The 18,915-nt window shown below is 73.7% G+C and carries 20 protein-coding genes; 13 read left to right on the top strand and 7 right to left on the bottom strand.

Translation table 11 applies throughout. The features are described 5' to 3' along the window. Positions 1-37 precede the first annotated feature (37 nt). Both PH191_RS02085 and PH191_RS02080 read right to left on the bottom strand, forming a co-directional pair. Complete coding sequence (locus PH191_RS02085) at positions 38-613, bottom strand: hypothetical protein (RefSeq protein ID WP_274192975.1); 576 nt, start codon at positions 611-613, stop codon at positions 38-40. 11 nt (positions 614-624) lie between these two features. Continuing rightward, positions 625-1,662: a helix-turn-helix transcriptional regulator gene (locus tag PH191_RS02080; RefSeq protein WP_274192974.1), complete on the bottom strand. Its 1,038-nt coding sequence runs from the start codon at positions 1,660-1,662 to the stop codon at positions 625-627. Between the two features lie 64 nt (positions 1,663-1,726). Here PH191_RS02080 and PH191_RS02075 point away from each other — a divergent pair, with 64 nt between their 5' ends. From PH191_RS02075 to PH191_RS02025, 11 genes are all read left to right on the top strand, one after another. After that, positions 1,727-2,626 (top strand): DNA-3-methyladenine glycosylase family protein, encoded by a 900-nt coding sequence (locus PH191_RS02075; protein ID WP_274192973.1) that lies wholly within the window; start codon positions 1,727-1,729, stop codon positions 2,624-2,626. 26 nt (positions 2,627-2,652) lie between these two features. Continuing rightward, on the top strand, positions 2,653-3,270 hold the full coding sequence (locus PH191_RS02070; RefSeq protein WP_274192972.1) for a TIGR03086 family metal-binding protein: 618 nt from the start codon (positions 2,653-2,655) through the stop codon (positions 3,268-3,270). A gap of 147 nt (positions 3,271-3,417) precedes the next feature. Then, the gene (locus PH191_RS02065) at positions 3,418-3,927 is read left to right on the top strand and encodes a MarR family winged helix-turn-helix transcriptional regulator (protein ID WP_420791735.1); all 510 of its coding nucleotides are present in this window, start codon (positions 3,418-3,420) and stop codon (positions 3,925-3,927) included. A 173-nt stretch (positions 3,928-4,100) separates the two neighbouring features. Further along, positions 4,101-5,369, top strand: coding sequence for an FAD-dependent monooxygenase (locus PH191_RS02060; protein WP_274192971.1), 1,269 nt, complete (start codon positions 4,101-4,103; stop codon positions 5,367-5,369). Positions 5,370-5,413: 44 nt separating this feature from the next. After that, complete coding sequence (locus tag PH191_RS02055) at positions 5,414-6,820, top strand: MFS transporter (RefSeq protein ID WP_274192970.1); 1,407 nt, start codon at positions 5,414-5,416, stop codon at positions 6,818-6,820. A gap of 127 nt (positions 6,821-6,947) precedes the next feature. Continuing rightward, on the top strand, positions 6,948-7,835 hold the full coding sequence (locus PH191_RS02050) for an FAD binding domain-containing protein (RefSeq protein WP_274192969.1): 888 nt from the start codon (positions 6,948-6,950) through the stop codon (positions 7,833-7,835). Continuing rightward, positions 7,832-10,279, top strand: coding sequence for a xanthine dehydrogenase family protein molybdopterin-binding subunit (locus tag PH191_RS02045; RefSeq protein WP_274192968.1), 2,448 nt, complete (start codon positions 7,832-7,834; stop codon positions 10,277-10,279). Before PH191_RS02050 ends, PH191_RS02045 begins: the two co-directional genes overlap by 4 nt. Next, positions 10,276-10,761 carry a (2Fe-2S)-binding protein gene (locus PH191_RS02040; RefSeq protein WP_274192967.1) on the top strand — a complete coding sequence of 162 codons (486 nt, stop codon included), beginning with the start codon at positions 10,276-10,278 and terminating at the stop codon, positions 10,759-10,761. Before PH191_RS02045 ends, PH191_RS02040 begins: the two co-directional genes overlap by 4 nt. After that, positions 10,758-11,450 (top strand): SRPBCC family protein, encoded by a 693-nt coding sequence (locus PH191_RS02035; protein ID WP_274192966.1) that lies wholly within the window; start codon positions 10,758-10,760, stop codon positions 11,448-11,450. The genes PH191_RS02040 and PH191_RS02035 overlap by 4 nt, the downstream gene beginning before the upstream one ends. Further along, the gene (locus tag PH191_RS02030; protein ID WP_274192965.1) at positions 11,437-12,108 is read left to right on the top strand and encodes an isochorismatase family protein; all 672 of its coding nucleotides are present in this window, start codon (positions 11,437-11,439) and stop codon (positions 12,106-12,108) included. Before PH191_RS02035 ends, PH191_RS02030 begins: the two co-directional genes overlap by 14 nt. Beyond that, positions 12,105-12,956, top strand: coding sequence for an alpha/beta fold hydrolase (locus PH191_RS02025; RefSeq protein ID WP_274192964.1), 852 nt, complete (start codon positions 12,105-12,107; stop codon positions 12,954-12,956). Before PH191_RS02030 ends, PH191_RS02025 begins: the two co-directional genes overlap by 4 nt. Before the next feature lie 62 nt (positions 12,957-13,018). Here the strand turns inward: PH191_RS02025 and PH191_RS02020 are convergent, their stop codons facing one another. Together PH191_RS02020 and PH191_RS02015 are read right to left on the bottom strand one after the other, a co-directional pair. Beyond that, a complete protein-coding gene (locus PH191_RS02020) occupies positions 13,019-13,801 on the bottom strand; it encodes a maleate cis-trans isomerase family protein (protein WP_274192963.1) in 783 nt (260 codons plus the stop codon). Next, positions 13,798-14,844 (bottom strand): 2,5-dihydroxypyridine 5,6-dioxygenase NicX family protein, encoded by a 1,047-nt coding sequence (locus tag PH191_RS02015; protein WP_274192962.1) that lies wholly within the window; start codon positions 14,842-14,844, stop codon positions 13,798-13,800. Before PH191_RS02015 ends, PH191_RS02020 begins: the two co-directional genes overlap by 4 nt. A gap of 134 nt (positions 14,845-14,978) precedes the next feature. On the opposite strand from PH191_RS02015, the gene PH191_RS02010 reads away from it, so the two are divergent. After that, positions 14,979-16,079, top strand: a complete 1,101-nt coding sequence (locus PH191_RS02010; protein WP_274192961.1) for an NYN domain-containing protein — start codon at positions 14,979-14,981, stop codon at positions 16,077-16,079. 78 nt (positions 16,080-16,157) lie between these two features. Here the strand turns inward: PH191_RS02010 and PH191_RS02005 are convergent, their stop codons facing one another. From PH191_RS02005 to PH191_RS01995, 3 genes are all read right to left on the bottom strand, one after another. Continuing rightward, a complete protein-coding gene (locus PH191_RS02005; protein ID WP_274192960.1) occupies positions 16,158-16,877 on the bottom strand; it encodes a DsbA family protein in 720 nt (239 codons plus the stop codon). Positions 16,878-16,949: 72 nt separating this feature from the next. Beyond that, entirely contained in the window at positions 16,950-17,600 is a 651-nt protein-coding gene (locus tag PH191_RS02000) for a superantigen-like protein SSL4 (RefSeq protein ID WP_274192959.1), read from the bottom strand. Positions 17,601-17,726: 126 nt separating this feature from the next. Further along, on the bottom strand, positions 17,727-18,362 hold the full coding sequence (locus tag PH191_RS01995) for a maleylpyruvate isomerase family mycothiol-dependent enzyme (protein WP_274192958.1): 636 nt from the start codon (positions 18,360-18,362) through the stop codon (positions 17,727-17,729). An 87-nt stretch (positions 18,363-18,449) separates the two neighbouring features. Between PH191_RS01995 and PH191_RS01990 the strand changes: the two genes are divergently transcribed. Further along, positions 18,450-18,911, top strand: coding sequence for a DUF3237 domain-containing protein (locus PH191_RS01990; protein ID WP_274192957.1), 462 nt, complete (start codon positions 18,450-18,452; stop codon positions 18,909-18,911). The last annotated feature ends 4 nt before the right edge of the window (positions 18,912-18,915 follow it).

Here is an 18,915-nt window from a genome sequence, read left to right as displayed (position 1 = left end):
GACCGGCTCCGGGGTCACCGACGGCTGCGCCGCGAGGTCAGAACTCGACCCGCACGAGCCCGAGGACCTCGGCGCGCCAGTCGGCGTAGGCCTTGCCGATGGCCTGGCGCTCGCCGGTCTGGTCGGCGTCCGACTCGCTCCCGCCCTCGCTGAGGATCTTCGTGGCGATGTCCGTCGCGGACCACTCGGGCCCGGCCGTGCGCACCCGCAGGTGGCTCGGGGCGCGCTCGGCCCGCAGGGCGTGGGCGAGCACCCGCATCAGCGCGGTCCGCGCCTCCTGGTCGTCGGGCGCGTCGGAGTCGACGTTCGTCTGCCCACCGACGAGCAGGACGTTCGCCGACTCGGCCAGCGTCGGCAGCACCGTCTCGGCGGCCCGGAAACGGCTGAGCAGGCCCTCGGACAGGAACTGCTCGACGCGGGAGACGAGGCTGCCGCCGGTCCGCGGGGTCATCGCCACCGGCAGCTGCACGTACCCGTCGAACGTCTTGTCGCGGACGGCCTCGCCCAGGCGGTCCAGGGTGTCGACCACCGTGGTCTCCGCCCCGGCCGCCTCGATGGCCTTCGCCACCTCTGCCAGTCGTTCGCCGCCACCGGTCACCAACACCGTCGTCATGGCGCGTGACCCTAATCGGCGCCCAGGACATTCGGCACGGACGACTCCGGCAGAGTTGCCCACGGGATCACAGGTCGGGCTCTCTCCACCGCCGTGTACATCGCCACCACCCGCGCCGCGGCGTCGGCCATCTCCTCGCGCAGCGCCGCCGGCTCGAGCACCTCGACCGCCTCGCCGTAGCCCAGGAGGCCGGCCCGGGCGCCGATGAGCGACCGGAACGGTGCCACGAGGATCTCCCGCCCGTCGGGGGCGATGCCCTCGGTGCGCCACGGACCGGCGAGCACGGCCAGGTGGACGCGGCGCAGGGTCGGCGCCCACGCCGGGTCGACGAGGAGCCGGACCTCGACCTCGGCGGTCGGCGTCTCGAGGCGCTCGCGGAGCTCGGCCCACACCTCGGCGAGGTCGCGCTCGTCGGGGCGCCGCGCAGGCGTCCCGGTGGCGGCCACGGCCCGCACCCGGCTGACGCGGTACATCTTGGGCTGACCACGGTGCGCCGCGACGAGGTACCAGGTGCCGGCCTTGCTGACCAGCCCGTACGGGTCGACGGTGCGCCACGTGGCGTGCGCCGCGTCGCCCGTCGCGTACCGCAGCCGCACGCGCTCGTCGGCGACGAGCGCGGCGTCCAGCGCCGGAAGCGCGGGCAGCTCCTCGGGCGCGCGCCGCCACCCCTGGTGCTCGACGAGCAGGCGCCGCCGGGCGCGGTCGACCCCCTCGCGCCGGGCGTCGGGCAGCGCGGCCAGCAGCTTGCGCGACGCCGAGGCCAGCGAGGACCCGAGCGCGCCCCCGTCGGCCGACGACCCGAGCGCCACGAGGGCGCGCAGCTCCTCGTCGGTCATGCCGGTGACGTCGGTGCGGTAGCCCTCGAGCAGGGCGACGCCCCCGTGGCGTCCGCGCTCGCAGTACACCGGCACCCCCGCCGCCGAGAGCGCCTCGACGTCGCGGGACACCGTGCGCCTCGAGACCTCCAGGCGCCGGGCGATCTCGGGCGCGGGCAGGCGTCCGTGGCTCTGCAGGAGCAGCAGCGTGGCGAGCAGACGGTCCGAGCGCACGTCGTCGAGAATGCCCGAGAAACAGGACAGTAGGTGGCGTGTATCGGCGAGCAGCATGCTCCTCATGACCGCCGCCACCACCGCCCCCACCGTGGGCACCGCCGCCGCGCACATCCTCCGGCCGCTCGGCCCGTTCGACCTCGAGCGCACCCGCGACTTCGTCGGGCGCTGGGACCCGATCACGCGGCACACGCCCGGACCCGGAGAGCCCCTGCGCCTCACCGCCCCGCTCGACGGCGACCAGCGCCCCGTGGCCTTCGCCCTGCGCCAGGCCGGGCCCGACGCCGAGGTGCACGTCGAGATCGCCGGCGCCGACGGCGCGGAGGAGGTCGCGCTCGCCCAGATCGCGCGCCTGCTCTCGCTGGACCACGACGCCCGCGACTACCCCGAGGTCGGGCGGCGCGTCCCGGCCGTCGGCGCGCTGATGGACGAGCACCGCGGCCTGCGGCCGACGCTCTTCGGCGCGCCCTACGAGGCCGCGGCGTGGGGCGTGATCTCGGCGCGGATCAGCAGGCGCCAGGCCGGCACGATCTTCCGGCGGCTCTCGGTCGCGCACGGCGAGGTGCTCTCCGTCGCCGGCGCCGAGGTCGACGCGTTCCCCCGGCCCGAGGCCCTGCGCGCGCTGCAGGAGTTCCCGGGGCTCGCGCAGGAGAAGGTGCACCGCCTGCACGGGATCGCCGACGCCGCGCTGGCCGGCGACCTCGAGGTCGCGCGGCTGCGCGCCCTGGGCCCGGACGGTGCCCGCGCGGCGCTGCGCCGGTTGCGCGGGATCGGCGAGTTCTGGGCGTCGGGGATCTGGCTGCGCGCGTGCGGCGTCGTCGACGAGTTCCCCGACGAGCCCCGCTGCCGCGCCGTGCTCGCCCGGATCCACGACCGCCACCCCGACGACCCGCTCGACGACCTGATCGAGCGCCTCCGCCCCTACCGCACCTGGACCGCGCTCCTCCTGCGCGTGGCCGGCTGACAACGAACCCCGAGAAGGAGATCGACATGACCGCTCCCGACCCCCGCCCCCTGCTCACCCGCGCCCTCGACCAGGTCGGCGACCTGGTCGCCGGCACCGCGCCCGACGCCCTCGACCGCCCCACCCCGTGCGACGACTGGGACGTCCGCACCCTGCTCGACCACCTCGTCGGCGTGCACCGCCGCATCGCCCACGTCGGCGCCGGGGGCCTGTTCTCCGAGATCGATTCCATGCCCGAGGTCGCCGCGGGCCGCCACCTCGCCGAGCTGACCGCCGCGCGCGCCGACGTCGACGCGTCGTGGGGTCTCGACGGCCCCGACGCCGCGGTGCTCGACCGCGTCCTCACCGTCCCCTGGGGCACGATGCCGGGCCGGTTCGTCGGGTTCGGCTACGTCCAGGAGCTCACCGTCCACGCCTGGGACCTCGCGGCGGCCACCGGCCGCACCGCAGGGCTCGACGACGACCTCGCCGCCGCGATCGAGGACACTGCGCGCCGGGTGCTGCCGGCCGAGCCCCGCGGCGGGCCGATCCCGTTCGGGCCGCCCGTCGCCGTCGCCGGCGACGCCGCGCCGACCGTCCGGTTGATCGCGTGGCTGGGTCGCGACCCGTCGTTCGCGACGGACGGGGCGACCGCCGGGCGGTAGTCGGCATCCCGGGATGCGCGAGGAGGTGGCCGTCGGACGGGCTCCATCCGTTCCGGGCACGTACTATCTGGGGCGGGTGCGGCGGACGGGGCCAGGGGGACCGTCCCGGGACCGGATGCGCCCGAGGACCGGATGACGAGGTGGGCCGTGACCAGGTCGGCGAGCGCGAACGGCGGCCAGGGCGGAGCCCGGGGCCGGGTGCGGATGAGTCCGCCCCCGGACCTCGTGGCGGCCCCCGGCTACGGCGCGCGGCGGCTCTACCAGGCCTACCTCGCGGCCTGGAACCGTCACGTCGACGCCGTGCTCACCGGCCCGCAGTTCGCCGTGCTCTCGGCGATCCGGGCCCACCCCGACGCCGACCAGACCGCCCTGGCCGGTGCGGTCGCCCTCGACACCTCGACGATGGCCGACGTCTGCCGCCGCATGGAGCGCCGCGGGCTCATCACGCGCACGGCCGCGCCGCACGACGCGCGGGCGAAGGTCCTGACGCTCACCGAGGACGGCGCCGCGGCCCTCGCCGAGACCAACCGCCGCGCCCGCGCCCTCGACGAGGCACTGCTCGACGGCTGCCCGCCCGAGCAGCGCCCGCAGATCGCGTCCCTGCTCAACGACCTCGGGCAGCAGTGGGAGCGCGTCGCCGAGCGCGACGCGCTCTGAGGGGTCCGCGCGGACCAACACCCCGGGTTCCCCGGGCGGAGCCGGCTCCTCCCGCCGGCCCCTGATTCCGTGACGGGTTCGTTTCGAGATGCGCCCAGGTATTGCGTCCTCGGATAGTACGTGCTCGGATTGAACTCGAGCGAACGTGAAGTGCGACACCGGGAGGCGGCCAGATGGCGAGCCAGTCGTTCGAGGTCACCATCGTCGGCGGAGGTCTGGGCGGGCTCTGCGCGGCGCTGTCCCTGCGCCAGCGGGGCCTGCGGGTCACCGTCGTGGAGGCCGCGCCGGAGCTGGGCGAGATCGGCGCCGGCATCCAGACCGCCCCCAACGCGAGCCGCATCCTGATCGGGCTGGGGCTGCGCCCCCAGCTCGAGGCGATCCGGACCCAGCCCGAGGACCAGGTCCGCCGGCGCTGGGCGGACGGCAGCATCATCGCCCAGCTGCCCCTGGGCCAGCGGGTCATCGACCAGTACGGCGCCCCGTACTGGCACTACCACCGCGCCGACCTGCACCGCGTGCTGCTCGACGCCTGCGCCGACCCCGAGCTCCCGGGCCCGACGGTCGTCCTCGCGACCGGCGCGAAGGTCGTCGAGCTGGACCGCACCGACCCGTCGCGGCCGGTCGCGGTCGCCGAGGACGGGCGCCGCTTCGCCGGCGACGTGCTCGTCGGCGCCGACGGCATCCGCTCGGCGGTGCGCGACCTCGCCGGTTTCGAGGACTCGCTCGTGTTCTCCGGCGAGATGGCCTACCGCGCCCTGATCCCCGGCGACCTGATCGCCGCGGACCCGGCCACCCGCTTCCTCGTCGACCGCTACCACTCCACGATCTGGTACGGGCCCGACAAGCACCTCGTGCACTACATCATCCGCGGCGGGCAGTACCTCAACGTCGTCGCGATCGTGCCGTGCACCGACACCATCGAGCGCGACTGGAGCGGCCCGGCGACGCCCGAGCAGCTCGCGGCCGACTTCGGCGACTGGGACGACCGCGTCCCGGCGATGCTCTCGAAGGCCAAGCCCGAGGACGTCTCGGTGTGGGCGATGTACCGGCGGCGCCGCGACCCGGTGTGGGTCGACGGCCGGGTGGCGCTGCTCGGCGACGCCTGCCACGCCATGCTCCCGTACCAGGCCCAGGGCGCGTCCCAGTCGATGGAGGACGCCGCCGTGCTGGCCGAGGAGCTGGGCCGGGTGACCCGCGACGGCATCGACGCCGCGCTCGTGCGCTACGTCGACCGGCGCGCCAAGCACGCCGGGATGGTGCAGGACGCCTCGCTGCAGAACATGGCCTTCTACCACCTGCCCGACGGCCCGGAGCAGCGCGAACGCGACGAGAAGCTGCGCCGCTTCGACGGCGAGTCCGACCTGTCGTACGACTGGCTGTGGAACGGCAGCCCGCTGCACGACCCCGACACCGAGTCCATCCACTACCAGTTCGCCCGCTGACGCGCGGACCGATCAACCACCCACCCGCGACGGGAGCGAACGCAATGCGCACCGGAGACCAGATCGTCCAGGACCTGCCCTGGCGCTGGGGAGTCCAGGGGAAGATCTTCCTCATCGGCGGCCTCGGCTACATGTTCGACGCCTGGGACGTCGCCCTCAACGGGTTCCTCACCCCGCTGGTCGGCACCGAGTTCGGGCTCACGGCGGGCCAGAAGGGCCTCGTCGCGACGGCGAACCTCATCGGCATGGCCGTCGGCGCCGTCGCCTGGGGCACGGTGGCCGACCGCATCGGGCGCAAGAAGGCCTTCAGCATCACGCTGCTGATCTTCGCGCTGTTCTCGGTGCTCGGGGCCCTCTCGCCGAACATCGAGATGTTCCTGGCGCTGCGCTTCCTCGCCGGCGTCGGGCTCGGCGGCTGCATCCCGGTGGACTACGCGATCGTCAGCGAGTTCTCGCCGCGCAAGAGCCGCGGGCGCGTGCTCTCGGCGATGGACGGCTGGTGGCCGATCGGCGCCACCCTTGCCGGCGTCTCGGCGACGCTGCTCGTCCCCGTCGACGGCAACTGGCGCTGGATGCTCGTGCTGATGATCCTGCCGGCGCTGCTGCTGTTCTGGATCCGCCGCGGCGTGCCGGAGTCGCCGCTCTACCTCTCGCGGATGGGCCGTGAGGACGAGGCGCGTGTCGTGATCGACGACCTCGTCGCCCGCACCGGCACCACCCCCGAGCCCTACGTCATCCCGGCCGCCGTCGCCGAGGACAAGCGGGGCGGCGCCTGGGCCGCCGCGGTCGACCAGCTGCGCCGCGTCTGGGCGTTCAACCCGAAGATCACCGCGGTCGCGTGGTCGCTGTTCATCGCGGTCATGCTCGTCTACTACGCCGCGCTGAGCTGGATGCCCTCGATCCTGCGGGCGCAGGGCTTCGGCGAGATCGCCGCGTTCGCCTCGACGACCCTGATGAACGCGCTGGGCATCGTCGGTGTCGCGATCTCGGTGCTGGTCGTCGACCGCTACGGCCGCAAGCGCGTCATCGCCATCGCCGGCCCCGTGGCCTCGGCGACCCTGGTCCTGTTCTCCCTGCTGCTCGGCACGCCGACGCTCGCCGTCATCGCGATCGGCGCGTTCGGGATGTTCGCGCTGATCGTCATCCCGGTCATGTACGCCTACGTCTCCGAGCTCTACCCGACCGAGCTGCGCGCCTCGGGCTTCGGCTGGGCGTCGTCCTCGAGCCGGGCGATCACCGGCTTCGCCCCGCTGCTGTTCGGCAGCGTGCTCTGGCCGGTGCTCGGCCTGCCGCTGACGTTCACGCTGCTCGGCCTGCTCGTCGTGGCCGCGGTGGTCTTCATGTGGGTGGCGGCGCCCGAGACCGCGGGCCGCGAGCTGGACCGGATCACGACCGACGTGCCGGACGAGCCCGCCGCGACCACCACGGACGCCGAGCGCACCCGCGCCTGAGCGCGCCCCGTTCCGCGCGAAGGGCACCATCGACCGGACAGAGCGGCCGATGGTGCCCTTCGCCGGGACGCCGCCCGCACCCGGAGCCCACACTCGGCAGCCCACACCCGGACAGGAGGCCCGCGACGTGAAGCCCGCCGCGTTCACCTACCACCGCGCGCACGACGTCACCGACGCCGTCGGGCTGCTCACCGACCTCGCCGCGGCGGGCGAGGACCCGAAGCTCATCGCCGGCGGGCAGAGCCTCATGCCGATGATGAACTTCCGCCTCGCGCGCCCGTCCGCGCTGGTCGACCTCGGCCCGCTGCGCCGGATGCCGTCGATGACCGCCCTCGACGCGGAGGCGGGGACCCTGACCCTCGGCGCGCTCGTCACCCACCACGCCGTGGAGACCGCGACGCTCCCGGACGGCTTCGCCGTGCTCGCGCGGGCCATGCGCTGGGTCGGGCACCTGCCGATCCGCAGCCGGGGCACGGTCGCCGGCAGCCTCGTGCACGGCGACGCCACCGCCGAGTGGTGCCTGCTCGCGCTGCTGCTCGACGCGGTGGTCGTCACCGAGGGCCCGTCGGGGCGGCGCGAGATCCCCGCCGACGAGCTCTTCCACGGCTTCTACGCGACGGCGGTCGAGCCCGACGAGGTCGTCGTCGAGGTGCGGTTCACCCGGCCCGCCCCGCACGCCGCGCTCAGCGAGTTCGCCCGTCGGCACGGGGACTTCGCGATCGTGGACGCGGCGGTCGCGCTGGACCTCGACGGAGACGTGACACCCGAGCAGGTCAGCGGCGGGCGCGTGGTCCTCGGCGGCGTGGCGCCCGCGCCGGTGCGGGTGCCGGAGGCCGAGGCGGTCCTCGCGGCCGGCGGCGCGCCGGGCCCGGAGCTGTTCGCCGCCGTCGCCGACGCCGCGGCCGCCGCGATCGACCCGCCCAACGACCCGCAGGTCACCGCCGCCTACCGCCGCCGGCTCACCCGCACGCTCGTCGCCGACGCCTGCGCCCAGGCCGCGGGAGGCCCCCGATGACCACGACCGACCTGCCCGGCGTCCCGCCCGACGTCGACCCCGACCAGCCCGAGCGCGGGGAACGGCCCGCCACCGAGCCCCGCTTCGACGGCCGCCGGGGCCGCTGGGTCGGCGCGTCGATCCCCCGGCACGAGGACCCGCGCCTGCTCACCGGGCGCGGCCGCTTCGTCGACGACATCGCGCTGTCCGGGATGCTGCACGCGGGCTTCGTGCGCGCCACGGTCGCGCACGCCGCGATCACGGAGCTGGACCTCACCGCGACCCGCGAGGTCCACGGCGTCGTCGCGGCCTACGACGCCGCGGACCTGGCGCTCGGCGACATCGTCGCCGTCCTCGACCGGCCCCCCGAGGAGTTCACGCCCACCGCGATGCCGATCCTCGCCCGCGGCAAGGTGCGCTTCGTCGGCGAGCCGCTGGCGCTCGTCGTCGCCCACGACCCGTACGCCGTGGAGGACGGCATCGAGGCCGCCCGCGTCTCCTACGACGCGCTCGACGCCGTCGTCTCCGAGGAGACGGCGCTCGCCCCCGGTGCGCCCGCGGTGCACGAGGAGGCCCCCGACAACGTGCTGCTCGACGTCTCGATGTTCGACACCCCGGGGGTGGACGAGGCGTTCGCGGACGCCGCCCTCACGGTCGACGTCACCACCCGCAGCGGCCGGCAGAACGCGCTGCCGCTGGAGACCCGGGGCGTCGTCGCGTCGTGGGACGCGCGGGACGACCAGCTGCTCGTGCAGACCTGCTCGCAGGTGCCCCACCAGGTCCGCACGATGCTCGCGCGCTCGCTGCGGATCGCGGAGCGGACGGTGCGGGTGACCGTGCCGGACATGGGCGGCGGGTTCGGGCAGAAGTGCGTCGTCGGGCGCGAGGAGATCGCCGTCGCGGCCGCCGCGCAGCGTCTCGACCGTCCCGTGAAGTGGATCGAGGACCGGCGCGAGGCGCTCACCGCCGGGTTCCTGGCGCGCGAGCAGCGGTACCGGACGCGCGCGGCGTTCGACGCCGACGGGCGGATCACCGCGCTCGACGTCGACGTCGTCTGCGACATGGGCGCCTACTCCTGCTACCCCTTCACCGCGGGCATCGAGCCGCTGATGGCCTCGGCGGAGATGCCCAGCGTGTACCGGGTGCCGGCGTACCGGGTCCGGGGCCGCGCGATCACCAGCAACAAGGCCCCCACTGCGCCCTACCGTGGGGTGAGCCGCCCGCAGTACGTCATGGCGATCGAGCGCGTGATGGAGCGCGCAGCGCGCGAGCTGGGCCTGGACCCGGTCGAGGTCCGCCGTCGCAACGTCATCACGGAGTTCCCGTACACGGGCGTCAACGGGGTCACCTACGACCCCGGCACCTATCTCGAGTCGCTCGACCTCGCCGAGGCGACGATCCGCGACGAGGGCTGGTACGAGGCGCGGGAGGAGGCCGATCGACAGGGGGACCGGCACCTCGGGATCGGCTTCTGCTGCTTCTCCGAGCGCACCGGCTACGGGTCCGAGGCCTTCGCGAAGCGCAAGATGACCGTCGTCCCCGGGTTCGACCTCTCCGAGATCCGCATGGACACCACCGGCTCGGTGGTCGTCACCAGCGGCACGATGAACCACGGGCAGTCCCACGAGACGACGTTCGCGCAGATCGTCGCCGACCGGCTCGGGCTCGACGTCGCGCGCGTGAAGCTGCGCCAGGGCGACACCGAGCGCATCGCCTACGGCTGGGGCACGTTCGCCTCGCGCTCGGTGACGATCGGTGGTTCCGCGGTCGCACTGGCCTCGGAGCGGCTCGGCGAGCTGCTGTGCCGGATCGCCGCGCACCTGCTGGAGACCCGCCCGGACAACGTCGCGCTGGACGGGGACGGCGGGGTGGTCCAGCTCGACGACCCGGCGCGCCGGCTGCCGTTCGAGGACATCGCCGACGTCGCCCACCTGCGCTCGCACCTGCTGCCGAAGGACGTCGAGCCCGCGCTCACCGCGACGGCGAGCTTCGACGTCCCCGGCGACGGGACGTTCTCCAACGCCACCCACGCCGTCGTCGTCGAGGCCGACCCGGGCACCGGCGAGATCCGGATCCTGCGCTACGTCTGCGTGGAGGACTGCGGGGTCGTGATCAACCCGAAGGTCGTCGACGGGCAGTGCCGCGGCGGGATCGCGCAGGGCATCGCCGGCGCGCTGTTCGAGGAGGTCACCTACGACGGCCACGGCGAGCCGTCGGCGGCCTCGTTCATCGACTACCTGGTGCCGACGGCCACGGAGATCCCCGACGTCTCGATCCAGCACCTCGAGACGCCGTGCGCGTTCACCGCCAACGGCGCGAAGGGCGCCGGCGAGGGCGGCACGATCGGCGCGCCGGCCGCGGTGCTCAACGCCGTCAACGACGCGCTGCGCCACACCGGCGTCGAGCTCGACACCACCCCGATCCACCCCAGCACCGTGCTGGCCGCACTGGAGGGCGAGCTGTGAGGGATCCGCACCTGCTGGCGCTCACGGTCAACGACGAGGAGCACGAGGTCGTCGTCGAGCCCCGACGCACGCTCGCCGACGTCCTGCGCCACGACCTGCTCCTCACCGGCACCCACGTCGGCTGCGAGCACGGGGTGTGCGGGGCGTGCACCGTGCTGCTCGACGACGCCCCGGTCCGCGCGTGCCTCGTCTTCGCCGTCCAGGCGGAGGGGTCGTCGGTGCGCACCGTGGAGTCGCTCGCGGACCACGGTGAGCTCTCCGACCTCCAGCAGGCGTTCTCGGACCACCACGGGCTGCAGTGCGGCTTCTGCACGCCCGGCTTCCTCATGCTGGCCGAGGGGGTGCTGGCCGAGCAGCCGGACGCCTCCCGCGAGGAGATCCGCGAGGGGCTGTCGGCGAACCTGTGCCGCTGCACCGGCTACCAGACCATCGTCGATGCGGTGCACGCGACGGCGTGCGCCCGCCGGGAGGCTGCTCCGTGATCCTCGAGAACAAGCTCGACGTGCCCGCCGACCCGGACGCGGTGTTCGCGCTGCTGGGCGACGTCGAGCGCGTCGCCGGGTGCCTGCCGGGCGCGACGCTGGAGGGCCGTGACGGCGAGGCGTACACGGGCCGCGTGAAGGTCAAGGTCGGCCCGATCAGCGCCGCCTACGCCGGCACCCTGCGCTTCACCGACGTCTCCCCCGACCAGCGGACCCTGCGCCTGTCGGCCCGCGCGTCCGACGCCCACGGCGCGGGCGACGCGGAGGCCGACGTCGTCCTGTCGGTGCTCGAGGCCCCCGGCGGCTCGACCCTCGACCTGCACACCGACCTCCTGGTGCGCGGCAAGATCGCCCAGTTCGGCAAGGGCGCGATCACCACCGTCTCCAGCCGCCTGCTCGACCAGTTCGCCCGCAACCTCGCCGGCGAGCTGCAGGAGGGATCGGGCACCTCCGGTGCAAGCCCTGCGTCCTCGCTTGCACTGGGTGCGCGTGAATCCGCTTCGTCGGCACCCGGTCCCGCTCGCGAGGAGGCACTCGACGGCCTCGCGATGCTCCTGCCCCCGGGCACCGGGCGCTGGGCCGCGCTGGCGGGCGCCCTCGGGGTGGGCCTGTTCCAGGGCTACCTGCTCGGCCGCCTGCGCGGACAGAAGATGCTGATCGAGGAGCTGCGACGCCATGCCCGACGCTGAGGGTCTGCACGGCCGGGCCACCGACGACGTCTACGACCGCGCCGGCTTCGGGGCCACGGTCCCCCGCGGACCCCGTCCCGCCCTGGTGGTCGTCGACCTCACCCGCGGCTTCACCGAGCCCGGCTTCCCGCTGGGCGCCGACCTGACCGCCGAGGTCGCCGCGGCCGCCCAGCTCATCGAGGTCGCCCACCGGCGCGACGTCCCGGTGATCGCCACCGCCGTCTCGTTCACCGCCGCCGAGGCCGACGGCGACGCCGTCGCCTGGCTGCGCAAGGCCCCGGGCGTCGGCGCGCTCCGGGAGGGCACCGACGCCGTCGCCCTCGACGAGCGTCTCGGCCTCGCCCCCGACGACCACCGGATCCTCAAGAAGGGCGCCTCGGCGTTCCACGGCTCCTCGCTCGCCGCGCTGCTCGCTGGCCTGCGCATCGACACCGCCGTCGTCTGCGGCGCCACCACCTCCGGCTGCGTGCGCGCCACCGCCGTCGACGCCGTGCAGAGCGGGTTCGACACGCTCGTGGTGGCCGACGCGTGCGGCGATCGCGCCCGCGGCCCGCACGACGCCGCCCTGTTCGATCTCCAGGCGAAGTACGCCGACGTCGTCACACTGGACGACGCCGTGTCCTACCTCGACGACCCCTTCCGGAAGGCCGACCGTTGACCCTCGAGTCCCCCGACGCCCGCGTCCTCACCCAGCCGGCCCTGGCCGACCTCGCCGACGTCCCGGCGGTGAGCCGCTGGGTGCGGTCGGGGGACGTGCGCCTGCACGTCCTCGACTACGGCCCCGCCGACGGCGTCCCCCTGGTGATCGTCCCCGGCATCACGAGCCCCGCGATCGCCATGGACTTCGTCGCCCGCGAGCTCATCGACCTGGTGCGGCCGCTCGTCCTCGACGTCCGCGGTCGCGGTCTGTCCGACAGCGGGGACGCCTGGGACCTCGACACCTACGCCGGCGACGTCGCCGCGGTGATCGACGCCCTCGAGCTGGGCCGCCCGCTCGTGCTCGGGCACTCCATGGGCGCGCGGATCACCGCCGTCGCCGCCACCCGCCTCGACCTGCGCGCGACGGTGCTCGTCGACCCGCCGATGAGCGGCCCGGGGCGCGGGCCGTACCCCACCACGCTCGAGGCCTTCCTCGGCCAGCTCGACCAGGCCCGCCGCGGCACGGACGCCGACGAGGTCGCCGCGTCCTGGCCCCGCTGGCCCCGCCGCGAGCAGGAGCTGCGCGCGCGCTGGATGGGCTCGATCTCGCGCGACGCGATCGTCGCCACGCACGCGGGCTTCGAGTCCGACGACTTCTTCGCCGTCTGGCCCGCGGTACCCGCGCCGACCGTGCTGATCCACGGCGGCGACAGCCCGGTCGTCACCGCCGCCGGCGCCGAGGAGGCCGCGAAGGCGAACCCGGAGGCGTCGGTCGTCGAGGTCCCCGGCACCGGCCACATGGTCTTCTGGGACGAGCCCGCCGCCGCCCGCACCACCGTGCGCGGCGCGCTGCACTCGCTGCTCTGACACGACGGGCACGTTCCGCAGGCTCCGACGCCGGTCGGTCCTGCGGAACGTGCCCCTCGTGATCAGGCCACGCGCGTGACGGCCCCCGGATCGCGGACGCTGCCGGAGAGCAGCGCGCCCGCGCCGGGGACGTGGGTGGAGAGGCCGAGCTCGGAGAGGATCCGGAACGTCGTCGCCGTGGCCGCGGAGAGCACCGGGATGCCGACCTCGTCCTGCACGGCCTGGACCACGGGCAGCGAGGGCATCTGCACGCAGCACGAGAGCACGAGCGCGTCGGCACCCGTCAGGTCGAGCTTCTTGTAGTGCTCCCGCAGGTCGGCCGGGTCGAGGCGCGCGACGGCGAGGTTGTCGGGCACCTCGAGCGACAGGGAGTCGACGACCTCGATGCCGGCGTCCTCCAGGTACGCCACCACGGCGGCGGTCAGCGGCTTCATGTACGGGGTCACGATCGCCACCCGCCGCGCGTCGAGCGCCGCGAGCCCCGAGAGCAGGGCGCCCGCCGACGAGATCACCGGGGCGTCGGAGCCCTCGGCGCGCAGGGCGCCGGTGATGTCGTCCTCCGCCGTGCAGTGGAACCCCGGCCCCTGGGCCATGATCGCCACGAGACAGGCGGTGGCGACGACGTCGGGGCGGGCGTCCGCGAGCTCGGTGGCCGCGCGGACCGCCTGGGCGTTCATCGCCTGGAGCTGCTCCGGGGTCACGTGCTGCATGCGCGCCCGCGCGGCGTGGAAGACGAACCGGTCCTCCGGGATCGCCTGCTCCCGCGCCGCCAGCATCCGCGGCAGCTCGGTCTCCATCGTCAGGTTGGAGCTCGGGACGATCATGCCGATGTGGTGGTCGGTCATCGGACCCCCGCGGGACGCATCTCCGGAATCGTCAGCCCACCCTTGTCCACGATCAGCTCGTCGTCCAGGTAGAGGCTGTTGCCGCGCATTGGGATGTCGAAGTGGCACGGGGTGTCGTTCGGACCGCCGAGCTCGTTGTTCGGGCCGATCGAGAACATGACGTTGCCGTAGAAGCTGCGCAGCTCCATGCCCATGCCGCCACCGAACTGCGTGAGCCCGTGCCAGTGCGCGCGCTCGTCGAGACCCCAGCCGACGTGGGACATGCCGTAGCCCCGCGGGTCGTCGAAGCTCTGGATGTAGGAGCTCAACAGGTCCGCGTCGAGGCTGACACCCCCATCTTGGCTGCGGATGTCGCGGATGAAGCCCTGCTCGATCGTCAGCGTCACCGGGGTCTGCACGTAGGTGTTGAACGGCAGCAGCACATCGCCGGGCGAGAGCACGATCTGACCGTCGACACCGTCGTCGGCGCCGCCGGTGAACACGAACGCCGCCGGCCAGTGGTCCCAGCGGCCGGGGGTGTCGGTGTAGCCGTACTCGCTCATCGTCGGGTAGACCCCGAGCCGGTAGGTGACGTCGGTGCCGGCCGGGCTCGTGATCCGCATCGTCGAGGCCTTGGCCAGCAGGTCCGCGCCGTACTCGACGCGCTCGCGCAGCTCGGTGGTCGGCATCAACCGGGCCAGCAGCTCCGGCGGCTCGACCGCGGTCAGGATGCGGGTGCCCGCGTCCTGGATCGCGAACTGCTCGGGGCTGAAGAGCAGGAAGGTGCAGTCGACGAGCATGTCGACCGACTTCAGCGCCTCCACCGCCAGCGGGATGTCCCCCAGACCGGAGTCGCCGACCGCCCACGCGCCCGACGCGCTCGCCGGCGGGGGCAGCCGCAGGTGGAAGGTCGCCGCCCCGAGCTGCTGCGCCGCCCACAGGAACGCGTCGGCGTACTCCCCGCGCTCCGCGCCCCGGGTCAGCACGGCGACGGTCTCGCCCTCGTGCACCCCGGAGAGCTTGAGCTGCTGCAGGCAGATGTCGTTGAACAGGTTCTGGTCCATCGGTCGACCACCTCCAGCTCAATCCGAGCACGTACTATCCGAGCACGCAAGGTCTGCAACGGGATCGTCATCGAGGTGGGGCCGCACGGCGGAGCCCACGCGTCCGTCCCGGGACCGCGGCCTAGGCTGCCCCGATGGCCCCGGAGGACGAACGCATCGCCCTGTTCCTCGACTACGAGAACCTGGCCATCGGCGCCCGCGACGGGCTCGGCGTGAGCCCGTTCGACTTCGGGCCGGTCGCCGACGCGCTGGCCGAGCGCGGTCGTGTGGTGACGCGGCGGGCGTACGCGGACTGGTCGTCGTTCGACGAGGACCGCCGGCTGCTGGCCCGCGCGCAGGTCGAGCTCATCGAGATCCCACAGCGCATCGGCGGCTCCCGCAAGAACGCCGCCGACATCAAGATGGCCGTCGACGCGATCGAGCTCGCCTACGAGCGCGAGTTCGTCACGACGTTCGCCATCGGCACCGGCGACTCCGACTTCACGCCGCTGATGCACAAGCTGCGCGAGATGGACAAGCGCGTCATCGGCATCGGCGTGCAGTCCTCGACCTCGAAGCTGCTCCCCGCCGCGTGCGACGAGTTCCTGTTCTACGACCGCCTGCCCGGGGTCGAGGGCCGTCCGGTCCCCCCGAAGACCTCGCGGCGACGTCCGGCCGCGGCGACGGCCACCCTCGCCGCCGAGCCGGTGCCCGTCGAGCCGGAGCCGGTCGCGGCCCCGGCGGCCGAGGAGACCACGGCCGGCGGGTCCGACACCGACGTCACCGCGGTCGTGACCAGCACGCTCGCCGGCCTCGCGCGGGCCACCGACGGGCCCGTCCGCGCGTCGACCCTCAAGCGCGCGATCCTCCGCAAGGACCCCACGTTCGACGAGGGCGACCAGGGATTCCGCGGCTTCGGCGAGCTCCTGCGCCACCTCGAGGGCCGGGGCGTGCTCGCGCTCGCGCCAGGCACCGCCGCCGGCGACCCCGAGGTGTCGTTCCCCGAGGACACCTCGGCCGAGGACGAGGCGTTCGCCCTGTTCGCCACCACCGTCCGCGACCTGGAGGCCTCCGCGGGCGCGCCGCCCCAGCTCTCCGGTCTCAAGGACCAGATGCGCAAGCGCGACCCCGGCTTCTCCGAGAAGCGCTACGGGTTCAACGGCTTCCTGTCCTTCGCCCGCGCCGCGCGCGCCCGCGACCTCGTGACGATGGACTGGGACGAGGGGCGCGGCGACTACCAGCTGTCGGTGTACTGAGCTGATGGCCTCCGGCCACGTGAGTGCTCTGGGTCGTCCCGGCGACCCGAATCACTCACGTGGCGGAGCCCTCGCGTCTCACCGGTGCTGGCGTCGGCTCCCGCCGTGCCAGTCCTCGGTGATGCCGACCTGGTCGGTGGAGACGCCGAACGACGGCAGCTGCGGCTGCTCGCGCAGGCTGCGCTTGAGCTCGGCGAAGCCGGGGAAGCGGGCCAGTCCGACGGCGTGGTCCCACAGCTCGCCCGCCTGCTCCTCGGTGGGCATCCGACTGATCACCGGCCCGAAGAACGCCAGCCCGTCGGGCGGGTCGACCTGGATGATCGGCGTCCCGACGTCGCGCCCGGTCAGCGCCAGGGCCTCGTCGGTCTCGGCCTGCACGACCTCGTCCCACGTGCTGTCCTCGAGGGCCTCGGTGAGCGTGGTCGGCAGGCCGGCGGTGGCCAGCACCGCCGCGACGAACGCCTCGGAGCCCTGACGCTCGCGCGCGTTCGCGGTGTCGGGCACCGGCTCCTGCTCGAAGACGTGGTGGCCGAACGCCTCCTGCAGGCGGTCGAGAGCCTCCGCGCCGTGCTCCTTGCGCACCCGCGCCGCGACCCGCAGCATCCGCAGCCCCGCCGTGTGCCCGGCCTCGTACTCCGGCGGGAACTGCGCGTCGTAGTCGACGCCGGCGTTGAGCAGCCGCAGCGAGATGAAGCGCCACTCGATGGCGAGGTCGCGCTGGGTGGCCGCCAGACGCAGCCACTTGCTGGTCATCCAGCAGAACGGGCAGACCGGGTCGAACCAGAGGCGGACGTCCATGAGGCGAGCCTAGAACGGCCTCGTGCGTGATCTTCTGAGCTATTGCTCAGAAGATCACGCACGAGGCGTCGGTCAGCGCTTCGTCCAGGTGCAGTTCCCGCTGAACTTCACGTAGGCATCGCTCGACTTGATGCTCACGGAACTCGGGCCGTCCTCGTTGCCGTTGGCGATGATCGAGTCGAACTCGCCGTCGTTGGACGTCAGGCGCTCCCAGTAGCACCAGTCGGACCCGCTCGTGCGGTAATTGCCGGGCTGGATCTCTGTGCCGACCTCGTAGGTCCCGGCCGAGAAGCTCGTGCCGGCGGCAGGCGTCGTTGCGCTACTGGAGGCGGGCGGCGAGGCCTGCACGGTGACCGTCGGGCCCGGGACGGTCACGGTGGGGCCGGGGACGGTGACGGTCGGCCCGGGCACGGTGACCGTGCGGGTAGTGACGATCGGCGCAGGCTGGGCCACCGGCTGGGCCTGCACCGTCGAGTTCGACGTACCCATGGCGAGGCCGATGAAGTAGGCGGCGAAGAGCCCGGCGAGGACCGCGAGGATGCGGCCGGCCTTCGGCTTCTTCGGCTCCGGGGCCGGCTGGGCGTGCGGCGGGGACTGGTCGAGACGTGAGGTCACATCGACTCCGTCGGTCAGGGTTGCCCTGAGGGCAACCAAGCTTGCGTGGTTCGCAACTGACGGATCGACTCGATCACACAACGCGTTAGAGAATTCGAAGACGTTCACTCCGAAGAGTGAGGGCGGCCCGGCGACGACGGAGTGCGAACCACGCGGCGCCGGGCCACCGGGTGCATCGTTGCAGATCACAAAGCTGCATCCGCACCGACACCCGATGTCACGTTCGGTAACCGGTCAGCCTCGTCCCGGTCGACAGCGCCCCGCGAGGACGCCGAGACCCGGCCCCTCGAGCTCGTCGAGCGCATCGGGGCGCCCCGAGGCCGCCATCAGCAGTGCCTCGGCGGGACCGTGGACCTCGGTGCCACGCCCCGACGACCAGTCGAGGTCGGTCGCGACGAGACGCAGGCCGCGGGTCCGCACGAACGCCCGGATCGGCACGGCGACCATCGCGAAGTCGAGGACCGCCCGCAGCCGCTCCGGCGGGATCTCGCGCGGTAGGCCGAGCGGGCGGCGGATGTCCTGCTGGTGGATCGCCCCGTCCGTGAGGGCGATCCGGTTCCCGAACCGCGCGGGCAGCCCCGCCGGCGTCTCGTACCGGCGCACGAGGTCGAGCAGCCCGCGGGGATCGAGGTCGCGCAGGTCCTCGACCACGCGCTGGTTCGCCCCGTCCGGAGAGAAGCCGGAGCGCACGAGGGTCCTCGCGAACCCGGTCATGCCTTCGAGGTCGTACCCGATGACGTGCGCGACGACGTCGCGGACCCGCCACGCGGTGCACAGCGTCGGGGCGTCCCACTGCTCGGGCGTGAGGGTCGCGAGGAACGCGGCGAACTCCGCCCGCTCCTCGCGGGCCAGCGCACGGGTGTCGGCCATGACCGGGATCGTCCCGCTCCTCGGGCGACGGGCAAAGCACGGCTAGTTCAGTTGTTTTTTTCAAGCGACTCTGTCTACGGTCGCCCCATGCCTCCCGATGTGACCGTGCCCCTTCGGCACCTGCTCGACATGGACATCACCTTCGAGGCGGTGCCCCATTTCGCCACGCCCCGTGGCCAGCGGATGCTGCTGGCCGCCCGGTCCGGCCGGTTCGAGGGTCCCGGCCTCGCCGGCGACGTGCTGCCGGGTAGTGCGGACTGGCTCTCGGTCGGCGACGACGGCATCGGCCGGATCGACGTCCGCGCGGTCCTGCGGACCGACCTGGGCGACCACATCGGGCTCTCGGTCACCGGGCGGGCCGTGCTCGGCGAGCACACCGCGCGGTTCCTCGCCGGTGAACGGGTCACCGCCGACGAGGCCTACCTGCGGACCCACCCGCTCTTCGAGACCGCGTCCCCGGCCCACACGTACCTCAACGGTCTCGCGACCGTCGCCTGGTGCGACATCGCGCTGACCGGCATCCGCTACCGCGTCTACGCCGTGAGCTGAGGAG

The sequence above is a fragment of the Actinomycetospora callitridis genome, from assembly GCF_028737265.1.
Taxonomy (GTDB): domain Bacteria; phylum Actinomycetota; class Actinomycetes; order Mycobacteriales; family Pseudonocardiaceae; genus Actinomycetospora; species Actinomycetospora callitridis.
This window is presented reverse-complemented; position numbering and strand designations above follow the sequence as displayed.